Genomic DNA, 20,236 nt, shown 5'->3' on the forward strand with positions numbered 1-20,236 from the left:
GCTGTTTTTAGTCACCGATTCAATTTTAACTATTCAGTTAATAGTGTATAGACAAGTTGCGGAATCTTTTTGTTCTATAATGGCCTTTTTAGTACATCAACTCTACCGGATTGATATGTTTCAGCCGCTATCGTCTATAACAAGTATTCCCAGGAGAAAACACCACAGGAAATACTGAGTGTTTTTGGTGCGTTCCTTCATTGCCATCACGAATAATCGAAAAAGTTTTTCTCGCGATCTCGTTGATGCTCTGGTGAACAGATGTAATTCGAGGGGAGAAAATGTCTCCATCCATAGCGTCAATTCCACAAATGGAAATATCGTTAGGTATTTTTATGCCTAATGAGTTTGCGCGAATAATAAATCCTTTGGCCATATCATCATTGGCAGAAATAATTGCAGTTGGCATATCAGGAATGGAATAAAAATAGTCAAAGGCAGCTAAGCCACTATTAATATCAAAACCACCTGAATAAATGTAGCTCTCAGGAAGATTAAGATCGAGACTGCGCATGTATCGAATAAATGCCGAAGACCGCTCTTTGCTTGCCAAGCTTTGTGCATCACCTGAAATAAAGCCTATCTTCCGGTGATTTAGCTTCATAAGATAATCAATCAATATTTTCATGGCCGCGTCACTATCAGCATGCACACTGTAAAAATTCCCTTCTGTAGTATCTGGGGAACTGAGGAGGACTGTCGGAATATCTGTATAGATATTTTTTAGACGTGTCAAGCCGGTAAGAACAATGCCGGCGCAGCCTATCTTTTGGAAATAATCAAACATATTATTTTCAATTATCGGATCACCATTTGTGTTGCATGCAAGCACAAAGTAATTTTCGGCAACTGCGAAATCGGTGAGTTTGCGAAGAATTTCATTGTAAAATTGATTGTTAATATTACTGATTACATAAGCAATCAGATTTGCAGACGAAGGAGGAAGTTGTTTTGGAACATAATTAAGTTCATCAACTGCATTCAGGACTTTTTTTAGCGTTTCTGGCTTCACTTTTTCTGGATTGTGTAATGCCCGTGATACCGTAGCTGCTGATATTCCCAAAGATTGGGCTATTAATCGCATATTAATTTTATTCTTTTTTTCCATAATCTTTTATCCTCAAATTGCAACAATTTATTTTTGTTTCATTAATTTTAAGATATTTTTGTTCAAATGTCAATATATAATAAAACATCATTTGTAAAAATAAACAAATCTAATCGAGTATTTTTACAAACTTTATGCAACAATTCTATCAAGAATCCAGATTGACAGTATAAACTTATATTATTATAATGCAAACATAAAATAAATATTTCAAAAATTATGAAATGTTTCATATTTGAGTGCCTTATATTCATGTGTGAGGCCGTATTACCACCGTCCCATATAGCAATATATTACGCAAAAAAAGAAGGGAGTAAAAACCATGAAAGCAAACATTGCATTTATGCACGGACCGAAGGACCTGCGCATTGAGAACGTAGAGGTGCCGGAGCTGAAGCCGAACCAGATCCTGGTCAAAACCAAGGCTTGCGGCATCTGTGGCTCGGATGTACACTGCTACCTTGGTGAGTCGGCAGAGGGGCGCTATGATATCGCACCTTATACCCCGGGCCACGAGGTTGGCGGCCAGGTCGTCGCCATCGGTTCGGGCGTCACCACATTCAAGGAGGGCGACAAGGTAACGGCGGAGTGCGTGCTGGCCTGCGGCCACTGCGCCAACTGCAAGGAGGGCCTGATGCCGTCCGCGTGCCTGAACTTCCGCGAGCTGGGCTTCCGTCCGGATTCCCCCGGCGGCATGGGCGAATACTTCGTCATCGAAGAGGAATACGCATATAAGATTCCGGACGACTGGTCCTATGACTGGGGCGCATGGGTCGAGACGTTCTCGATCGGCTATTTCGGCATCTGGGGCAACGGCGGCTATATTGACGCATCGGATTATGCGTTGATCATGGGCGCAGGTCCGGTCGGTCTGTCGGCGGCGATGGTTGCCAAGACCTCGGGCGCGAAGGTGGTTGTCTCCGATGTTAATGCGGTACGCCGCGAGCGCGCGCTCAAGTTCGGCGCGGACGTTGTACTCAACCCGCTGGACGAGGACTACTACGAGCAGATTAAAACGGCGACCGATGGCCACGGCCCGTCTGTAATCGCGGAGGCGTCGGGCAGCAACGCGGCGCTGGCAGCGATCTTTGATGTAGCAGGCCACAGCTGCCGCGTGAATCTGATCGGCCACTCGATCGGCCGCAAGGTGCCGGTGGAGATCGGCAAGACGATCTGGAGCACTCTGAAAATCAAGGGCTCGGGCGGCACCAAGAACTGGATGCAGCGCACGATCCGCTTCATGAATGCGATCAAGGATCGGTATAACTTCGACGAGCTGACCACCCACCACATCCCGTTTATGGAGCTGGACAAGGGCATGGATCTCGCGATCAATCATCCGGAGGAAGCCTTTAAGGTTATGCTCACCTTTGAGGACTGATTAAATCAAAAAGCACAGTGAGGTGTTCAAAGATATGGCAAAGGTTGTCGGCATCGGGCATATGAGTTATACCGTAATGGATATTGACAAAAGCCTTCATTTCTATTGTGATTTGCTGGGCGGCAAGCTGCTTACGGAAACAGTGGACGAAGGCCCTGAGTTAGGGCGCTACGTCATGGGGGACATGTTGGAAAACCCCTATGGAAAGCTGCGGGTAGCCATGGTTGATTTGGCTGGCTTGCAAATTGAGTTTCTGCAGTATCTCGAGCCTAAGACGAATATCCCATACCATGGCGATCCGTCGATTGCAGGCTCCGCACATATCGCAGTCAATGTTGACGATATTGAAGCGGTTTATAAAAAACTCAAGAATGAAGGGGTAATTTTCCATTCCGAGATCAATGACTGTATCCGAGAGGGCGAACTGGTTTGGCGCTGGGTCTACTCCCGCGATCCAGATGGTATCTGCTGTGAGATCGTCCAGCTGAACGAGGATTCCGAGTACATCAAAAATTCACGTCAAAAGTGAATCAAAGCAGCATTGCTTTGTCACATGATAAAAATTATTATATGAGGAGGATAATCATGAGACTTCAGGACAAGGTAGCAATCGTTACTGGTGCAGGTGCAGGTATGGGTAAAGCTACGGCAGAGTTATTCGCGCGGGAAGGCTGTAAAGTTGCTGTTTGCGATTTAAATGCAGAAACTGCGAAGCAGACTGCAGAAGCAATCAATGCGGCCGGCGGTATTGCCAACGCTTATCAAGTCAACATTTCGGATGAGGCAAGCATTGAAATCTTAATGAAGAATGTTATTGCAGATTTTTCGAAATTAGATATTCTGGTCAACTGTGCCGGAATTAATGGCGTCAACCAGTGGGCGCATGAAGTTGACGAAAAAGACTGGGATGCAGTCTTTGCGGTAGACGCAAAGGGTACTTTCCTAATGACGAAGCATGCGGTCCCGCTGATGAAGCAGAATGGGAAGGGCAGCATCGTTAACTTCTGTTCGATTTACGGGATCATTGGGGCCAACGAATCTGCACCGTATTGTGCAGCCAAGGGTGCCGTTGCAAACATGACGCGTACCGATGCAATCTGCTATGGCAAAAGCGGTATCCGCGTTAACTCTGTTTGCCCTGGCACTGTTTTAACTGAACTGACATTAGCCAAGGCACGCGAGGTAGAAGGCGGCGAGCAGGCATATATTAATGAAATGCTCCCAAAGCATCCGATCGGTTTTCTTGGCGAGCCGATCGATATCGCCCACGCCGTATTATTTCTTGCCTCTGACGAAGCACGCTTTATCACTGGCGTTAATATGCCAGTAGATGGAGGTTACACAGCTCGATAAAGGAATAGGACATGAGAAAGCGATACCACCTTTGGGGAAACAAATTGATATTTGAGAGCCAAAGGTGGTATTTGCCTGTTAAAGCATGGTGTAACAGGCTATTTGCTTATAGAAAATACCTTGTCACACAAGGATTTATTTTTATGTTCTTAACGGCAAAAAAGAGGGCAAGGAGGAGCTGTTAATGAGTACAAGCACTGAACATCTTCGAGCAGATGCGGTTGCGAAGAATGAAAAACCGTTAGGGTTTATTACTCGCGTAGCATACGGATGCGGCGATACCGCCTGTAATGTTGTTTACGGCATGGTAGGCACGCTGTTGACATTGTTCTATACTGACTATATTGGGATTAACGCTGGAGCAATTGCAGTTATTATGCTGATCTCCCGCGTTTTTGACGGTATATCAGACTTTATTATGGGTTTTATTGTTGAAAGAACGCATTCCAAATGGGGGCAGTCCAGGCCGTGGGTATTGTGGATGGCGCTTCCGTATGCGATTGCGGGCGTACTAATGTTTACAGTGCCACAAACAAACGAAAACCTGCAGCTGATTTACATCTTTATCACCTATAATCTATGTACAACTGTGATCTATACTGCACTCAATTTACCTTACGGCAGTCTATCGGCAATGATGACCAGAGCATCCCGCGAACGCGATCTACTATCGGTATTCCGCATGGGAATGGCGCCGTTTGGCCGTATCCTGGTCGTCAGCTGCACACTGCCGCTGGTCAAGCTCCTTGGAGACAATCAGAGTGGCTGGGTCAAGGCGATGTGCCTGTGGTGCGCGATCGCATTTGTTCTACTTTTGTTCTGCTTTGCGCGATGCAAAGAGCAGGTAGTCATCGAGGCGCGCGAGAAGCAACAGGCAGCGCCGGTCAGACAAAGCCTGAAAGCGCTTGCAACCAACCAATATTTCTGGATGTGTCTGGTGGCATGGATGTGCATGACTTCTTATACTACGGTTACCGGCACTGTGCTTCCATACTATTGTAAATACATTCTGCACAATGATACATGGATGTATAGTACACTGTATGTTTCTGAGACAGCAATTACAATCCTTTTCACATTCCTTTGCCCGTTAGTTTCCAAAAGATGCGGCAAGCGAAACCTGATTCTTGGCGGCACAATTTTGGCGATGGTCTCACAGATCGTATTCTGCTTCGATCCTTATAATTTCAATTTGTTGCTGGTTACTACTGTGTTTCGCGGCATTGGCGTCAGCCCACTGTTCGCACTGCTGTTTGGGCTGGTAGGCGATGCGGTGGAATTCGGCCAATGGAAGTCCCATATTCGACAGGAGGCACTGGTTTTCTCTGCCGGTTCTGTGGGCAACAAGATTGGCATTGGCATTGTTTCTTCTGCAACCGCAGGTTTGCTGGGATTAAGCGGATATATTTCCAGTACGAATGACGCGACCGTTGTACAGCCTGACAGCGCCTTGCAAATGATTGTAAATCTGTTTAAGTTTGCGCCAATAATCCTATTCGCTGTGGTAATTATTGTAATGCTATTCTATCGTCTGGACAAGAAATACGATCAGATTATGGCAGATCTGCTCGAACGTGAGAAACAAGGCCTGTTGTAACCCGCTTCGGTTGTAGTATTAATTTTGAGATATTGCAAAGAATGAGATTCTTTTATTTCAACCCATGCGGCAGTCAACGCGAAGAGTGCGGGCTTTGACGCGGTTACCTTCCATGCTGCCGGTAATCGGTGTCAGCGGCGGTGCGACTGGTCTGGACGTCGCGTGTGTTGGCGCTACGCGGCCACAGCGTAACATTACTCGAGAAAATCGATGCGCTTGGCGATTCGATGGCGGCGGCCGGTATCCCGCTCCATAAAGAGAAAATCACATGGAACTTATTGCATCGCATGAAAAAGCCCTGACCGATCTAGGCATTGAAATTCAAAATCGTCTTTGGCTGTATATACCCTCAAAAAGCTTCTATTATTTTCAATTAATTACAGTTATCTTAACTTATTTTTATCTTCTTACCCCATAGCCAGCAGCGCCCACAGAACCATCTTCCGTTCTGCGGGCGCTGCCTTTAACTTTATAAGTTGTTTATTTCTCCATGTTGCTCCACACCCATTCTCTCACTTCGGGCATATCGATGTCGTACTGGGTAATATATTGCTTGTGCTCGATCAGACGGTTCTCTATCTTCTGCCATAGGTGCGTCCCCCGATTGCCCAGCTACGGCAGGCGCATCAGCACGTCCTGCACCAGATGGAACCGGTCGATATCATTCTGCACCCGCATATCAAACGGCGTCGTGATCGTCCCTTCCTCCTTGTAGCCGCGCACATGCAGGTGACGGTTGTGCCGCCGGCAGGTCAGCTCATGCACCAGCGTCGGATAACCGTGGAACGCAAAGATAATCGGCTTGGCCTTATTCGGCATCGGATAGTGGTAGCTCATCCTCACTTCGCTTCACAAACGCCTTTAAGCATTGCCCTGTTAATGACTTGGTGCAGTCGACTATCTGAACAGGTGTGCCACAGAATAGGATATGCCCACTCGTCTTTCCCCACCCTGTCCCAAATTGATAATTCAATCCGCTTGGACGGCTAACTCCGGCCGGTACTCTGCGACTACGACCGTATTAGTTGACTGCTGAGATGGCGCACCAGTTTAAGGCGCTGCGCCGCTCCGCCCGAAAGGTTCTCCGTACATCAGGACAATGACAAATAACCAATTATTTTCCGAAGCGTCGATCATCTTTATTGATCCGACAGTTGTTTATCTGCTACCAATTCTAACACCTCTGGCTGAAATGGAGCAGCTGCACCAGTATGCCGCGTATAGAAAACAAGAGCGGCTGTTTTCAGCCGCTCTCGCATCCTATTATTATCTTACTTATCCATATTCTTCATCTGCTCAGCAACCTGCGCGCGGAAGTTCGACAGGAAATCGCCCATACCGTCGCCGTGTTCGTACAGACGCTTCTTCGGAGATACATCGCAGAAGCCATAGGTCTTCAGGCGGGTAAACTCAGCGCAGGAGTAGCCGGCGCCTTCGTTGCCGATACCAGTACCCTTGCAGCCGCCGAACGGCTGGTCGTTATGGCGCAGCGCGCTCGAACCGTTAACCCAAACCGCCGAGGACTCTACATTCTCGGTGAAGTAGAAGGACTTTTTGAGATCCTTGGTGATGACGCAGGCGCTCAGGCCGTACTTGCTCTGATTCGCGATCTCGACCGCTTCCTCGTCGGTCTCAAAGGTGATAATCGGAACGACCGGACCAAACACTTCCATATCGCACGCAATGTCCATATCCTTTGTGACATTGTCCAGAATAGTAACATCCATCTCCGGACCGTTATTTTTGCCGCCATACAGCAGAGTCGCACCCTGATCGATGGTGTGCTTGACCTGTTCAACGACCCGCTCAGCCGCCTTGGTGGAAACCAGACGGGTCAGCTGCGCCGTCGGATCGGTTGCATGACCACGCTTGAGCGTCTTAACGAACTCCAGCAGGCACTTCACGAACACATCGTGCGCTTTCTTATGTACGATGGTGCGCTTCGGGGATGCGCAGACCTGACCGTTGTTCTCGTTGATACGGCCCCAGCACAGGCACTCAATTGCCTTGGCAATCAGCTCCGGATCGTCCGCCGCCTCTTCCGTAATGATCAGCGGATCGTTGCCGCCCAGCTCGAGGATGACCTTCTTAATGGTCGGCGCAGCATCCATCATCATCTCAGAACCAGCCTCAGTACTGCCAGTCATAGCGATGCAGGCGACCTTCTTGTTTTTGAGCAGGTTCTCAGTGCAGTCCGCACGATCGCCGGTTACAAAGAACAGTACATCCTCCGGCACGCCCGCCTCATGAGCAAGCTGAATCAGCTTCTGCACGCAGCAGGGCGCAGTGGTAGACGCCTTAACGATCATGGTGTTGCCCATCAGCAGCGCAGGAACGAGCTTCTGCAGGGTCAACTCAACCGGATAGTTAAACGGGATGACCGCCGCAACAACGCCCAGTGCCTCGTGGCGAACCATAACGACGTGATCCTCATAGCCTTCGGAGCTGTCGCAAAGCACTTCGCCGTACAGGTGCTTGCCAACCTCAATGTTCGCACGGCCGATTTCCGCCGCATAAGTGGTCTCCGCACGGGACTGAAGGATCGGCTTGCCCATCTCGCAGGACATGAAGTTTGCAATTTCTTCGCGATTCTCATCGACCAGGTCACAGAACTTATACAGGATCTGGCCGCGCTCGAACAGCGGAACCTTTTCCCACGCCGGCTGCGCCGCATAGGCTTTGTCAACCATTGCTGCGATTTCTTCGCCGGTGTATTTCGGTACAGTACCTACCACTTTGCCATTCGATTCGTCGATGACTTCAACCATTTTCATAGTATTGTCCTCCTTAAAATAAGTATTGACTTCTATAAAAAAGGCGGCGACAGAAAAAATAAATAAGAGGATTATGACTGCATGTAAGTTATTGCCGCCGCCATTTTTATTATAATTATTTTAACTCTAAAAATAATATTTGTCAATATGTTTTTCTAATTTCTACTGTTCTTTCCGCCAACTGGCAGGCGCTATGTTGATCCAACATGTTTGCCATGCTCCCTGACCCACCAATTTGTTCGATGCATTATGTAGTCTGTCGGTCAAGGTATTGTACTTCCATGCGGCTTTCTCATAGCGCCGCAAGCCATATCGTGCGCAGACGCGCAGATCAAAATTCGATCGTCCGTCGCGCCTGAACGCCTTTGTCATAAGGGTGTCGCACTTTGCGAACCTCAGAAATGTAATCCGCAAAGGCCATCAGTTCTTCTGGGGGATTTCGACCCGTCATAACGACTTCCACAGTATCTGGACGATGTTCCAACAGATCGATCAGCAGCGTCCGGTCGATCAGACCGCAGTTCCACGCTGCCATAACCTCATCAAGCACGAGCAGATGATAACCATTCTTCATCTCCGAGGCGATGTAACGCAGATTATCGTCATACTGTGCTTGTGCCGTCCGCTTCTCCACATCATCCATCTGAAAAACGAATTTATCCGAAGAATCTCCGCGAACTAAAGTCACTTCAGGGTGTTTTTCCAGTACATGCAGTTCACCACTGTCCCATCCCTTGAGAAACTGGACAAACAGCACCCTCTCGCCGTAACCGACGCAGCGGACTGTCAGGCCGACAGCTGCGGTCGTTTTCCCTTTTCCATCCCCACAATAAATATGCACATAGCCCTTGTGTCTCACTTGCACAACCCTTCCTGAAAATCAGCGGCGAGATAAGTTATATCCCGCCGCCTTCCCCAAAAACGCAGATGGTCTCAGGACAAAATGGCACTACCTCAGAATGTTTTGAAAATATCATCCATCCGCGTAAGGGTCTCGTCAATATCTTTCTCCGTATGCGCAATCGTAATGCCGTAATGCGCCGGAGATACCGGACCCGCCGTATCATGGAACCAAAGGCCCTTCGGCAGGCACTCCGTTACAAACTTCTTATACATTGTACGATCCTGCTCTTCCGCAACCTTGCGGAAGTCGAAATCGTCTTCTGTATTTTCCACGCCGAAATAGATTGCAAAGCGCGCGCCCACGCCACGGCAGTGGCCTTTTTTGCCGTTCTTGGCAAACAGGTTGTCAATACCGCGATACAGCTTCTCACCAATCTTCTCGATCTGATCGTAGAAGCCCGGCTCCATTGCCATCTTCAGGCACTCGATCGCCACGACAACCGGCATGAATGAACCTGTGTAAGTACCGCTGACCGTCGTCTTGCCGACCGGATTGAGCACACTCATGATATCCGCACGACCGCCGAACGCTGCAATAGGAAGTCCGCCGCCAATCGCCTTGGCCATTGTGGTCATATCCGGAATCACGTCGAAATACTTCTGCGCGCTGCCCGGACGCATACGCAGTCCGCAAACCACCTCGTCAAAGATGAGAACGATGTTCTCGCGGGTACACAGCTCGCGTACCTTTTTCAGATACTCACGGCGCGCCTCATAGCAGCCGCAGTTATAGCTGATCGGCTCAAGAATGACACAGGCGATCTCGCCTTTGTATTTCTCGACCGCGTGCTCAAGCGCGTCGATATTGTTGAACACTACGTTAATGACACTGTCCTTAGCATTGGACGGGAAGCCCTGCGAATCCGGTACAGTCTCAACTTCACCGTATTCATCCGCCTTGTTTACACCATTGTGGTTAAACCAGATATTTTCGTGCATGCCATGGAAATGGCCCTCGAACTTAATGATCTTGTCACGGCCGGTAAAGCTGCGCGCCACACGGATCGCAGCTTGTGTCGCTTCCGAACCGGTGTTCGCCAGGCGGATGCGCTCACAGCTTGGGAATACCTGCTGCAGCAGCTTTGCCAGTTCCACATGATACGGTGTGTCAAAGTTCATGAAGAACCCTTTATCCATCGCGCGGCCGATCGCTTCACGAATGCGGGGATGGTTATGGCCAAACAGCCCTGCACCTGCACAGGTGTGGTAGTCGATGTATTCTTTCCCATCCACATCCCAGACATGGCTCCCATCGGCATGATCCAGATACAAGGGCTGCTTCAGTACCGCATTGTAACGTTGACCCGCAGAGGCGCCACCGATGAAATATTTCTGCGCCTCCTGAAAGGTTTCCTGCATACGGCTCATATTGATCGCTCCTTTTTCGATTGATCCGCTCTGTAAGGCCGGCGGTCCGCCCAATGATAATTCATCAAATCGTCAGTATTTTTAACTACCATTGAATTTGATTATAGCTATATATTAGCAGGTCTTTTCCTTTATGTCAATACTTATTTTAATCATTGAATTAAATTATTTTATTTCATGCTCCGCCCCATTTCATATGCCTTTTCCAACGCGCCGGTCCGCTTAATCTCTCCTTTTTTAAAGACGCTGTGTACCGCCAGTTCGCCCAGCTGCTTCCATTCAAAGTAACTATCCAGGCCCTTTTGCACGGCACGAGCCTCGGAAAAAATCTCATCGCCCTCACACTCACCACAAATCAGCGTGACATATTCCTTTCCTGTCAGTGGGTGCAGACATTTATCCGAGCAATAGGAAAACAGCCGGTCAATGACTGCCTTCATCTGCGCTGGCATGGTAGACCAGTACAGCGGATAGGCAAACACCAGTACATCCGCCTTCTCCAGCTTTTCCGAAAACTCCTGCCAGTCATCATCGATCACACAGGCACGGCCATTGCTCCAGCATCGTTCGCATGCGATACAACCTGTCACCTGACGGAATGCGGTTTCAAATTTATCTACACTATGTCCTGCTTCACAGGCGCCTTTAATAAAAGCATCCGCCATCAAATCGCTGTTGCCACCTTTGCGCGGGCTTCCCGTAATTACCAAAACATTCTTTTTCATACAACTCACCTTTCTTATCCGTTGGTTTTTAGGCTTATACGTTTTGCTGCAGACCGCCTTCTTTCATTGTTTCGGCAAGAATATCCTGCTTGATTTTTCGAATTTTTGCATAATAGAACACAATTAACAGTAACGCAGCACCGGCCCATGCGGACACTTCTGCAAAGAATATCCCCGTATGCCCGATCAACCGTGGCAGAATGAGCGCCACAGAAACGCGCATGACAAATTCCATTACACCGGACAGCATGGGAACTGTTGTGTTTCCCAGCCCCTGGAGAGAGGAGCGGTACGCATGCAGCAGATACAAACTCCACAGCATTGCCGCCATCAGTGTCAGGTATTGGTAAGCAATGTCGATTACCTTTCCCGCATCCGCATCTTCTGATGAGACAAACAGCGACAACACATTCCGCCCCCAAAGCATACCGGCCGCGCTTAGCAGCGCCGCGAAAAGCACGCTCAGCAGCAGTACGCTATGTATTCCCGCGTCAATGCGCTTTACCTTGCGTGCGCCACGGTTTTGCCCCATATAGGTCGTCATCGCATAACCGAACGCAATGGCAGTGCTCTCCAGCATACCCAGCAGTTTGTTGGTTGCTGTGAATCCTGCGACAAACAGAAAGCCAAATCCATTCAACACAAACTGAACTACCATGCCGCCAATGGCAATCACCGCATTTTGCAGCCCTACCGGCAGCCCCAACCTGCACAGGTGACGGATCGTTTCCCAATCAGTTTTCCAGTCCTCCGGCTGGAGACGCAGATCCTCCATGCTGCGCAGCCGCCACAAGCAGAAAAGGAAGGAAATACCCTGTGAAATCACAGTTGCCAGAGCGGCGCCGAAAATGCCCCATCGAAACACCATCACAAACAACAGATCCAGTCCAATGTTGACAAAGGCCGCGATCACCATAGCAAACAGCGGACTTTTGCTGTCTCCCATACAGCGAAGGATTGCAGCAGACATATTATAGGCTAACACGACCGCCGTACCCGAAAACAGTACGCAAAGGTACAGCTGCGCCCCTCCCATGATCGCCTGTTCCGTCCGGAGCAGATGCAGCAACGGTGTAATGCTGAGCAGGCTGGCCGCAGTTAAAACGACGGCTGAAATTGTACATACGCGCACAATCATGGCAGCAGTGCGCCGCAATGTATGTCGTTCTGCCGCACCGACAGCTAAAGCAACAGGAATGGAAAAGCCCTGCGTAAGTCCTTGAATACCCCAAAGAAAAAACCAGTTGATCCAGTCAGCGGCTCCAAGTGAAGCGAGGGCATGAATTCCCACACCGCGGCCTACTATAATGGAATCCACTATCATATAGAATTGTTGCAGCAGCCCGCTCAACATCAAGGGCAGAGAAAAGCGGAAAATCAAAGAGATCGGGCGCCCTTTTGTCATATCAGTCATTGGTTTCTCCTTTGCATGCATCCATTTATATTATATTTATTTTATTTATTAAATCAATACTTTTTCGTTAAATTGTTTTTTTATTTTTTGTTTACATTGTTTTATCAATCATATATAATAGAAGCAAATCTCATGACGCAAGTGCTTTATCAACTGCAGCACCTGCGCATCAGGAAGGATTCGTTAATTATGGAATTGATTACGGCGATCGAAATACGGCAAATGAATAAGGAGCGCATCCGGCGCGCACTACAACAGCAAGAAAAATGTATCAAAGCTGATATTGCAAAAACTACGGAGCTCAGTATGGCAACTTGCAGTACCGCTTTAAATGAAATGCTGAAAAGTGGAGAAATTCTCAAGGTGGATCAGACCGGATTCAGTATTGGCCGCCCTGCTGATGTTTTTACCTATAATCCTGAATACATGCATGTTCTTGCCCTGTGTACCACAATTCGCAACGGACAAAACTTCGTAGAGTATGTAATTGCCGATGCGCTTGGGCATATTATTTACCGCGAGAAAGAACCCATCGAAAATGTGACCATGGAACTGTTGGATGCACTGATTACCTCCGTCCGTATACAAGATCCGCAGATTCAGGCCGTAGGTTTGGGGATTCCTGGTCAAGTGCGGGATGGTTTTATCGAGCAATGTGATATTCCAAGCCTGCAGCAAGTAGATTTTGCAAAAGTCATTCATGAAAAACACGGAATTCAAGTCATTGTCGAAAATGACATGAATGTTATCACCTATTCCTTATACGGAAAAATTTCCAACCATAATGGGGACTTTGCTACCCTGTTCTTTCCCGATCAGCCAAACAGCTATGTCGGCAGCGGATATATTGTGAACGGCCATTTGCTCAAGGGCAGCACGATGCTTGCAGGCGAACTGCGGCACGCAGCCAATGCTTTTGGCATTTCGCTGGACCAGCAGCAGGCAATTCTGTCCAATCGCCCCGCTTTCCTGCACTTTGTTGCGCAGATGGTTGTGCTTATTTGCTGCACCATTAATCCGCCCTGTCTTGTCATCATGGGCAACAACTTATCACACGATGAACTGAAAACAATCCGCAGCCAGTGCCTCCAATTTATGCAGGAGAGCGATTTGCCTATTCTTGACGTCAACAACCAGACCTTTGAAGAATACGCGGAAGGCTTGCTTCGGCTGACACTTGATTGCTCGCTTTTCCCTATGTTAATGTGACCGAAAGAAAACATCCAAACGGATGTTTTACCAAATTATTATAAATTTTAAAATAAATGTAAAATTATAAAGAGGGAGGTGGGTTTCATGTATAAAATACTTGGAATCGATACAGGTGGTACCTATACGGATGGCGTAATTATTGCCTCTGATACCAAACAGGTACTGTGCAAAGCAAAAACCTTGACCACCCGCCGCGATCTTCGCATCTGTATTAAGAATTGTATTTCAACCTTTTCTTCAGAAGATTTGGATGGAATCTCCCTAGTCTGTTTATCCACCACCCTGGCAACGAACGCCATCGTTGAAGGACGCGGATGCAAAGAAGGACTGATCTTAATAGGCGGACGCCCTGAGGGCAAGCTTCCAACTGACCGTTACCGTGTCATCAAAGGCAAGTTGGACATACAAGGGCGGTTAAAAGAGAATCTGGATTATGATGAACTCGATTCCGCTATCGAATTCTTCCGCGGTAAGGTAGATGCTCTTGCAGTGTCCGGTTATGCCAGTGTTCGCAACCCAGTTCATGAAATGCAGGTAAAGGAACGCATCCGGCACAAGTTAGGAATTCCCGTTGCTTGCGCACATGAGTTGACTACATCGCTGGGGTTTTATGACCGCACGGTTACAGTCGATTTAAATGCACAGCTAATCCCCCTGATTTGCAACCTGATTGACTCTGTAACTGCAACACTGAAATCTTTCCATATCCATGCGCCGCTTATGGTCGTCAAAGGTGATGGTACGCTGATGACTGAGCATTGTGCGCGGGAATCTCCGATCGAAACCATCCTTTCCGGACCTGCTGCAAGCGTTATTGGAGGCAGATTTCTCTCTGGCAAGGATGATGCAATTATTTTGGACATGGGCGGCACAACAACCGACATTGCTAATATTAATAGCGGTATCCTTCCAATCAGTAATGAGGGTGCAAAGGTTTCCGGCTGGCTCACTCGTATCCGCGCCATTGAAATTTATACCGTCGGTTTGGGTGGCGACAGCCGGATCTATCTGGATAGTAAGCGGAATATCCGTGTTGGTCCCCGCAAGGTAATTCCTTACTGCCGGGCCACAACATGGTTCCCCGCACTTTTGGATGAACTTCAAACCATATATCGAAACCCCGATTGCGAACACCAAAGTTTCTGGCGAAATGAGCAGGAAGCCTTTATGGTTACCAAATACTGCGACTATTCTGAACGCAGCGAACCAGAGCGCCGCATTCTTGACGAACTGCAAAATATGCCGCACACCTGCTATTACTTGCAGACCAAACTCCGTATTCGCAATTTGCTCTCTATTTTAGATCAGCTAATCACGGAAAATATGCTGACTCGCATCGCCCTTACCCCAACAGATCTCCTGCACGCAGGCGGAGACTATGTGGAGTGGAATCAAACCGGTTCCATTCTCGCACTACAGATTCTATCTGAACAGCTCTCTATCCCTCTGGAACAGTGTAAACAGCAAGCGTGCGGAGCGGTTTACAGCGCGCTCAGCCGTGCCTGCATCCAAAGCTGTTTTTATTATGATTGTGAGTCCTTTGATATGGATTCCAGCGAAGCGGCCAACTATTTCGTCAACCGCATTTTTCTGCAGGACACCGGGAATGTTCTTGGCTGTAACCTGTATTTAAAAAAGCCCGTTGTTGCTATCGGTGCCCCTATTGCAAGCTGGAGCAAAAAATTGTCCGAGACTCTGCATACAGAAGTGATTGTCCCGCAGCATGCAGACGTAGCCAATGCCATTGGTGCTGCAGTGGCACAGATCATCGAGCGAAATGACATTCTGATCCGTCTTGATCCTATTTCCAAGAAATATACGGTTTTTTCCGCAGAAAATCGCTGCAACTTTTCGACACTTGAAGAAGCCACGGAATATGCCAAGGCTTCTGGCAGGCGGTTAGCTGCTTCCCACCTGCCAGGCATCGGCAGTGCCTTTGACTTAATTGACGATACTTTTATCACGGATAGTCTCTCTGGCGAAAAGCGATTTATCGAACGGCGCGTTACTGTCACTGCATTCTCCGGAGAAATTCAAGCAGTTAACGAGACTCATCCATAAACATTTATTTTAAATATTAAAATATTCTATTTTTCAGTATTGACATTCTCTTTCGATATGCCTATAATATTTTTATAATCATTTGTAATAACCATTAAAATAATTAATTCGCTTCTCTCGCTGCTTTCAACATTTTAGTGGTATTGCATATGGCAATTCTTCATTTTTAGAAAGGGTGTCATTATCATGAAGGAGACATACAATCCCTTTGACAACGTCTTAAAAGTTGTCGACAATGCCGCGTCTATTCTCGGCTACACTGAGGACCAGTATGCTACGCTCAAGCATCCTGAACGCGCACTGGAGGTTTCCATGCCCGTTGTAATGGACGATGGTTCGGTTCGTGTATTCGAAGGCTTCCGTGTGCAGCATTCAACTGTACGCGGTCCTGCGAAAGGCGGTGTGCGGTTCCACCCCGCTGTCAATTTTGACGAAGTAAAAGCACTGTCCGCATGGATGACTTTTAAGTGCGCGGTTGTCAATATCCCTTATGGCGGCGGTAAGGGCGGCATCATCTGCAACCCGAATGAAATGAGCGAACGTGAGCTGCATGATCTGACCGCCAAGTATACTGCGCAAATTGCTCCGCTAATTGGCCCTGAACAGGATGTTCCGGCGCCGGACGTTGGCACCAACGCACGTGTCATGGCTTGGATGATGGATCAGTACAGCATGCTGAAAGGCCACAGCGTGCTCAGCTGCGTAACCGGCAAGCCCATCGGTCTCGGCGGCATCCTCGGCCGCAGCGAAGCAACCGGCCGCGGCGTAATGTTCACGGTCAACAACCTGCTTGCCAAGGAAAATATCCCTGTAAAAGATACCACTGTTGTTGTGCAGGGCATGGGCAACGTCGGCAGCGTGACGGCCAAGCTGCTCCACGAAGAAGGCATGAAAGTCATCGCTGTCAGCGATGTTTCCGGTGGCGTGTACGCTCAGGCTGGTCTTAACATCCCCGAAATCCTCGATTTTATCAGCCAGCGAAAACTGCTTAAAGACTATCAGGCCGAAGGGGTTTCGCATATCAGCAACGCCCAGTTGCTCGAGCTTGATACGACCGTACTTATTCCGGCTGCCTTGGAAAATCAAATCAATGCGGATAATGCCGACCGCATCCACGCCAAGTATGTAGTGGAGGCCGCAAATGGTCCAACCACATTGGAAGGCGATGAAATTCTGAAGAAACGCGGCATTGTCCTTGTTCCGGATATTCTTGCCAATGCAGGCGGCGTAGTTGTTTCCTATTTCGAGTGGGTACAAAACATTCAGGAACTCTGCTGGACCGAAGCACGCGTAAATGACGAACTGAAAAATATTATGGACACTGCATTCGAGGAAGTCTGGAACATCTCCAAGGAGAAAAACGAGACCCTGCGCATTGGCGCTTATCTGATCGCCGTCAAGCGTGTTGTGGATGCCAAGTTGGGCCGTGGTATTTTCTAAGCTGCTTTCCAGGCGTACAGCATTGATCAGCACCTTTAAGGAGGGATATTATGGACGAGTCTTTGCGTGAATACATTAAAAGCCTGATTCCGACCGATTATCCGGATGGGCATGCTTTGCTGGAGGAGGGGCGCGCGCTTGGCAGAACCATTCAGGTACCCCGTACGCCGTTTTTGGAAAAACACGGCTGCAAAAGTTATCTGGAATATCGCAAAAAGCGTCTCGCAGAAGGTAAAATGACTTGGCAGCTCCTTATCGGTCTGGCAACGCTGGAGAATGAAATTAACGCAATCAAAGAGATTGATGCTTTCAACCGGCGCAATGCTGCGAATGGAATGGAAATCTCCGGCATTCAGTCTATCCCGTCCCAGATCGTTGGCCTGCCGCATGAATATTGGGATCAGTTTCCCAAGCAGACAAGCTACGAAATGTACGATCCCGCCGACTGGAAAGCACATACGCAGGCCGCTCCCCTTTCGGTCGCATGGCAGGATTTCCATCTTGCCTGCCCTGCTTCGCTCCAGACCACAATCAACGCATTAGAGGCCGGCACCGACCGTCTCGGCTGTTTCTCCACGCTGATTTGGGAATATACCGGCTATCACGATGACAAGCAGCGCTTTTCTGATATGGTGCGTTCGCTCGGTATTCTCTCCACAAAAAAAGATTTGGATATCGACGTTGTCACCTATCCGGAGGACGGTATCCCTGGCTATTTCCTTGACGTCGCTTCTTGGGTCGGTTACCTGATGGTTGAACACTATATCTGTACCGAGCTGTGTGATACGTTGTTCAGCGTTAGCTATGGCGGCTTACTCACCGAGGTGCAGCCCCGTATGGCTTTTGCACTGGCGATGCACAAACTGTTCTCTACCCCTGATCACCCAGGCCTCGTTTATTTCAATGGCGGCACGGTCGATCAATTGGATCACGATGTCAACTGCAACTTCGGCACAGGTGTGCAGGAAGCACTTATTCAGGTGCTATTCAATCTCAAGTACAATTTGCCCATAATTATCAGCCCCGTTGCCGTCACCGAATGTCTCCGCACCCCCTCCTTGGAGGAGCTGCTCGATATCGCTTCCGCAGGCATGCGGGCAGAAACCAAGGCTAAGGAATGGCTGCCTCTGATCGATTGGACCTCCATTGAGGAAATGAGTGACCTGATGATCGAAAAAGGCACCAAGTTCTTTGAAAAGGTCATGCGCGGGTTTGAAGAAGCTGGCGTGGACATCAAGGATCCTCTTCAGATGATCATGATGCTCAAGCGGTTCCCGCCCGTCAAATTCGAGCAGAGCTTTCACCCCAGCGTGGATGAGTTCGGTTACTTCAAACCGTACTGCCCCAGTCAGCTTGGACGGCAGACTATGCAGATGAAAGACGAGATCATTGCGGAGCTTAAAAGTAAAGGCATGCAGCTAAACGGCCAAAAAATAGTCTGTGTATCTGCCGATGGACACAGCTATGGCCTGCTATTGGTCGATAATGTCTACACGGAAATCAACGCACACGTCATCAACGGCGGCGTGGATGTTGAACCCGCAAGTGCGCTCGACCTTGCAGATGAAGAAGGCAGCAACATCATCTGCATCAGCACGCACTGCGGCCAATGTCTGTCTTATGCGCAGTCCATCACGGAGCTTGCTAAAAGACGCGGCAAAAAGTACAAAATCATGATGGGCGGTATGTTAAATGCGCTGCTTCCGGGCAGCGACCTTCCGGTTGATGTGCAGGATCTGGTAAAGGAAACCGGTGTTTGTGCCACGAATGACTTTTGCGAACAGATCAATTTTATTCTGAGCACATAATTCCAGCTTCGAAACGAAAGGGGATAGAAAAATGGCAGCAACTACCCTGACGCCATCAGAAGCCTATACCCAAAAGAAAATCAATATGGCGTTAACCGGTATGAAAATCGCCCTGTTGGTGCCGATCACCGCAGTTATCCAGAATGTTTTCAACACCTCGGTCACCAACACGGTTTCGACTGCGCTCAGCGACCAGGTCATTGTCAGCATCATTTGCTCGATCACCCTGATCGGCATGTGTGACATCTTTGCGGCGATCTTTGCGTTTATCTGGAATGCGGCACACGGCAAGGGATTACGCGAATATAGGCGTACCGCCAGCCTGAAAATCTCCTGGATGATGCTCCTGTCCGCAGCATTTGCCGGCCCGCTTGCCACCGGCTGCTGGATGGCTGCGACCCCGTTCTGCGGCTTGACCACGGTTTCGGTCGTTGTCAGCCTCGGACCGATCCTGACTTCGATCATCAGCAAGTTCTTTTTAAAAGAAAACTTGTCCGCCCGCGTCTACATAGGCATTGCGATTACGGTTGTCGGCGTTATTGTATCCGGCTGGAGCGGTTTCAGCGAAGGCGGCAGCAATTTTATCCTCGGCTTTATCCTGGCGTGCATGGCGCCGATCGGCTTCACGCTTGAAGGCCAGTTTTCCACTTATGCAGGCGATATGATTGACCCCACGGTTGGCTGCGGCATCTTCCGTTGTCTCGGCGCCGGTATCATCGGTCTGGCTGCAATGGCAACCCTGTCCGGCGCGACCGGCAATATGGAAGCCTTTACCCAGATCATCCGTATGGTACTCACCTCCCCCACCCTGCTGCTATATGTTGCAATCATGGGTCTGATGGGCGCGATCAACTACAACTGCGTGTATACCGCTTTCAATAAGACCGGACCGGCCCGCGCGCTTGCAGTTGACAGTTCTAAGCCGCTCTGGTCCATCCCTTTAGGCTATCTGTTCGCTGCGCTCGGCATCACGGCTTACTCGGTTACTGCGCTCGGGGTTGCTGGTGCTATCATCTCTGTAGCCGGCCTGATCCTCATCATTTGCAAACCGTCCGAACTTGCCAATCTGCGCAACATATCATAAGGGGGCGT

The 20,236-nt window shown here is 48.8% G+C and carries 15 protein-coding genes and 1 pseudogene; 9 read left to right on the forward strand and 7 right to left on the reverse strand.

From position 1 onward, the window contains the following. Window positions 1-127 precede the first annotated feature (127 nt). Window positions 128-1,108 carry a LacI family DNA-binding transcriptional regulator gene (locus ACYQ3S_RS03010; RefSeq protein ID WP_459687260.1) on the reverse strand — a complete coding sequence of 327 codons (981 nt, stop codon included), beginning with the start codon at window positions 1,106-1,108 and terminating at the stop codon, window positions 128-130. 322 nt (window positions 1,109-1,430) lie between these two features. Here ACYQ3S_RS03010 and ACYQ3S_RS03015 point away from each other — a divergent pair, with 322 nt between their 5' ends. The 4 genes from ACYQ3S_RS03015 to ACYQ3S_RS03030 all read left to right on the forward strand — a co-directional run bounded on the left by ACYQ3S_RS03015 (window position 1,431) and on the right by ACYQ3S_RS03030 (window position 5,439). Then, window positions 1,431-2,489 carry a zinc-dependent alcohol dehydrogenase gene (locus ACYQ3S_RS03015; RefSeq protein WP_459687261.1) on the forward strand — a complete coding sequence of 353 codons (1,059 nt, stop codon included), beginning with the start codon at window positions 1,431-1,433 and terminating at the stop codon, window positions 2,487-2,489. A 34-nt stretch (window positions 2,490-2,523) separates the two neighbouring features. Beyond that, window positions 2,524-3,018, forward strand: a complete 495-nt coding sequence (locus ACYQ3S_RS03020; protein ID WP_459687262.1) for a VOC family protein — start codon at window positions 2,524-2,526, stop codon at window positions 3,016-3,018. A gap of 56 nt (window positions 3,019-3,074) precedes the next feature. Then, the gene (locus tag ACYQ3S_RS03025; protein ID WP_459687263.1) at window positions 3,075-3,842 is read left to right on the forward strand and encodes an SDR family NAD(P)-dependent oxidoreductase; all 768 of its coding nucleotides are present in this window, start codon (window positions 3,075-3,077) and stop codon (window positions 3,840-3,842) included. A gap of 184 nt (window positions 3,843-4,026) precedes the next feature. Next, on the forward strand, window positions 4,027-5,439 hold the full coding sequence (locus ACYQ3S_RS03030) for an MFS transporter (protein ID WP_459687264.1): 1,413 nt from the start codon (window positions 4,027-4,029) through the stop codon (window positions 5,437-5,439). A gap of 480 nt (window positions 5,440-5,919) precedes the next feature. On the opposite strand, the pseudogene ACYQ3S_RS03035 reads toward ACYQ3S_RS03030, so the two are convergent. The 6 genes and pseudogenes from ACYQ3S_RS03035 to ACYQ3S_RS03060 all read right to left on the reverse strand — a co-directional run. Beyond that, window positions 5,920-6,243, reverse strand: a pseudogene (locus tag ACYQ3S_RS03035) (phosphoketolase family protein); the annotation flags it as partial. Window positions 6,244-6,710: 467 nt separating this feature from the next. Then, window positions 6,711-8,213, reverse strand: coding sequence for an aldehyde dehydrogenase family protein (locus ACYQ3S_RS03040; protein ID WP_459687265.1), 1,503 nt, complete (start codon window positions 8,211-8,213; stop codon window positions 6,711-6,713). A gap of 331 nt (window positions 8,214-8,544) precedes the next feature. Continuing rightward, entirely contained in the window at window positions 8,545-9,072 is a 528-nt protein-coding gene (locus tag ACYQ3S_RS03045; RefSeq protein ID WP_459687266.1) for a cob(I)yrinic acid a,c-diamide adenosyltransferase, read from the reverse strand. 95 nt (window positions 9,073-9,167) lie between these two features. After that, the gene (locus ACYQ3S_RS03050; RefSeq protein WP_459687267.1) at window positions 9,168-10,484 is read right to left on the reverse strand and encodes an aspartate aminotransferase family protein; all 1,317 of its coding nucleotides are present in this window, start codon (window positions 10,482-10,484) and stop codon (window positions 9,168-9,170) included. Between the two features lie 170 nt (window positions 10,485-10,654). After that, a complete protein-coding gene (locus tag ACYQ3S_RS03055; protein WP_459687268.1) occupies window positions 10,655-11,209 on the reverse strand; it encodes a flavodoxin family protein in 555 nt (184 codons plus the stop codon). A gap of 34 nt (window positions 11,210-11,243) precedes the next feature. Further along, window positions 11,244-12,623: an MATE family efflux transporter gene (locus ACYQ3S_RS03060; protein ID WP_459687269.1), complete on the reverse strand. Its 1,380-nt coding sequence runs from the start codon at window positions 12,621-12,623 to the stop codon at window positions 11,244-11,246. A gap of 132 nt (window positions 12,624-12,755) precedes the next feature. Between ACYQ3S_RS03060 and ACYQ3S_RS03065 the strand changes: the two genes are divergently transcribed. From ACYQ3S_RS03065 to ACYQ3S_RS03085, 5 genes are all read left to right on the forward strand, one after another. Beyond that, window positions 12,756-13,832 carry an ROK family protein gene (locus tag ACYQ3S_RS03065; protein ID WP_459687270.1) on the forward strand — a complete coding sequence of 359 codons (1,077 nt, stop codon included), beginning with the start codon at window positions 12,756-12,758 and terminating at the stop codon, window positions 13,830-13,832. An 87-nt stretch (window positions 13,833-13,919) separates the two neighbouring features. Beyond that, a complete protein-coding gene (locus ACYQ3S_RS03070) occupies window positions 13,920-15,896 on the forward strand; it encodes a hydantoinase/oxoprolinase family protein (protein WP_459687271.1) in 1,977 nt (658 codons plus the stop codon). A 186-nt stretch (window positions 15,897-16,082) separates the two neighbouring features. Beyond that, a complete protein-coding gene (locus ACYQ3S_RS03075; RefSeq protein WP_459687272.1) occupies window positions 16,083-17,336 on the forward strand; it encodes a Glu/Leu/Phe/Val family dehydrogenase in 1,254 nt (417 codons plus the stop codon). A 50-nt stretch (window positions 17,337-17,386) separates the two neighbouring features. After that, a complete protein-coding gene (locus ACYQ3S_RS03080) occupies window positions 17,387-19,144 on the forward strand; it encodes a cobalamin-dependent protein (RefSeq protein WP_459687273.1) in 1,758 nt (585 codons plus the stop codon). A gap of 31 nt (window positions 19,145-19,175) precedes the next feature. Then, the gene (locus tag ACYQ3S_RS03085) at window positions 19,176-20,228 is read left to right on the forward strand and encodes a DMT family transporter (protein ID WP_459687274.1); all 1,053 of its coding nucleotides are present in this window, start codon (window positions 19,176-19,178) and stop codon (window positions 20,226-20,228) included. The last annotated feature ends 8 nt before the right edge of the window (window positions 20,229-20,236 follow it).

The organism is Agathobaculum sp. TL06, assembly GCF_054658635.1.

Coding starts and splice junctions, on each gene's coding strand:
- ACYQ3S_RS03020 (WP_459687262.1), top strand. CDS start 2,524: ATGGCAAAGGTTGTCGGCATCGGGCATATGAGTTATACCGTAATGGAT.
- ACYQ3S_RS03075 (WP_459687272.1), top strand. CDS start 16,083: ATGAAGGAGACATACAATCCCTTTGACAACGTCTTAAAAGTTGTCGAC.
- ACYQ3S_RS03060 (WP_459687269.1), bottom strand. CDS start 12,623: ATGACTGATATGACAAAAGGGCGCCCGATCTCTTTGATTTTCCGCTTT.
- ACYQ3S_RS03030 (WP_459687264.1), top strand. CDS start 4,027: ATGAGTACAAGCACTGAACATCTTCGAGCAGATGCGGTTGCGAAGAAT.
- ACYQ3S_RS03010 (WP_459687260.1), bottom strand. CDS start 1,108: ATGGAAAAAAAGAATAAAATTAATATGCGATTAATAGCCCAATCTTTG.
- ACYQ3S_RS03025 (WP_459687263.1), top strand. CDS start 3,075: ATGAGACTTCAGGACAAGGTAGCAATCGTTACTGGTGCAGGTGCAGGT.
- ACYQ3S_RS03015 (WP_459687261.1), top strand. CDS start 1,431: ATGAAAGCAAACATTGCATTTATGCACGGACCGAAGGACCTGCGCATT.
- ACYQ3S_RS03065 (WP_459687270.1), top strand. CDS start 12,756: ATGACGCAAGTGCTTTATCAACTGCAGCACCTGCGCATCAGGAAGGAT.
- ACYQ3S_RS03080 (WP_459687273.1), top strand. CDS start 17,387: ATGGACGAGTCTTTGCGTGAATACATTAAAAGCCTGATTCCGACCGAT.
- ACYQ3S_RS03085 (WP_459687274.1), top strand. CDS start 19,176: ATGGCAGCAACTACCCTGACGCCATCAGAAGCCTATACCCAAAAGAAA.
- ACYQ3S_RS03040 (WP_459687265.1), bottom strand. CDS start 8,213: ATGAAAATGGTTGAAGTCATCGACGAATCGAATGGCAAAGTGGTAGGT.
- ACYQ3S_RS03050 (WP_459687267.1), bottom strand. CDS start 10,484: ATGAGCCGTATGCAGGAAACCTTTCAGGAGGCGCAGAAATATTTCATC.
- ACYQ3S_RS03055 (WP_459687268.1), bottom strand. CDS start 11,209: ATGAAAAAGAATGTTTTGGTAATTACGGGAAGCCCGCGCAAAGGTGGC.
- ACYQ3S_RS03070 (WP_459687271.1), top strand. CDS start 13,920: ATGTATAAAATACTTGGAATCGATACAGGTGGTACCTATACGGATGGC.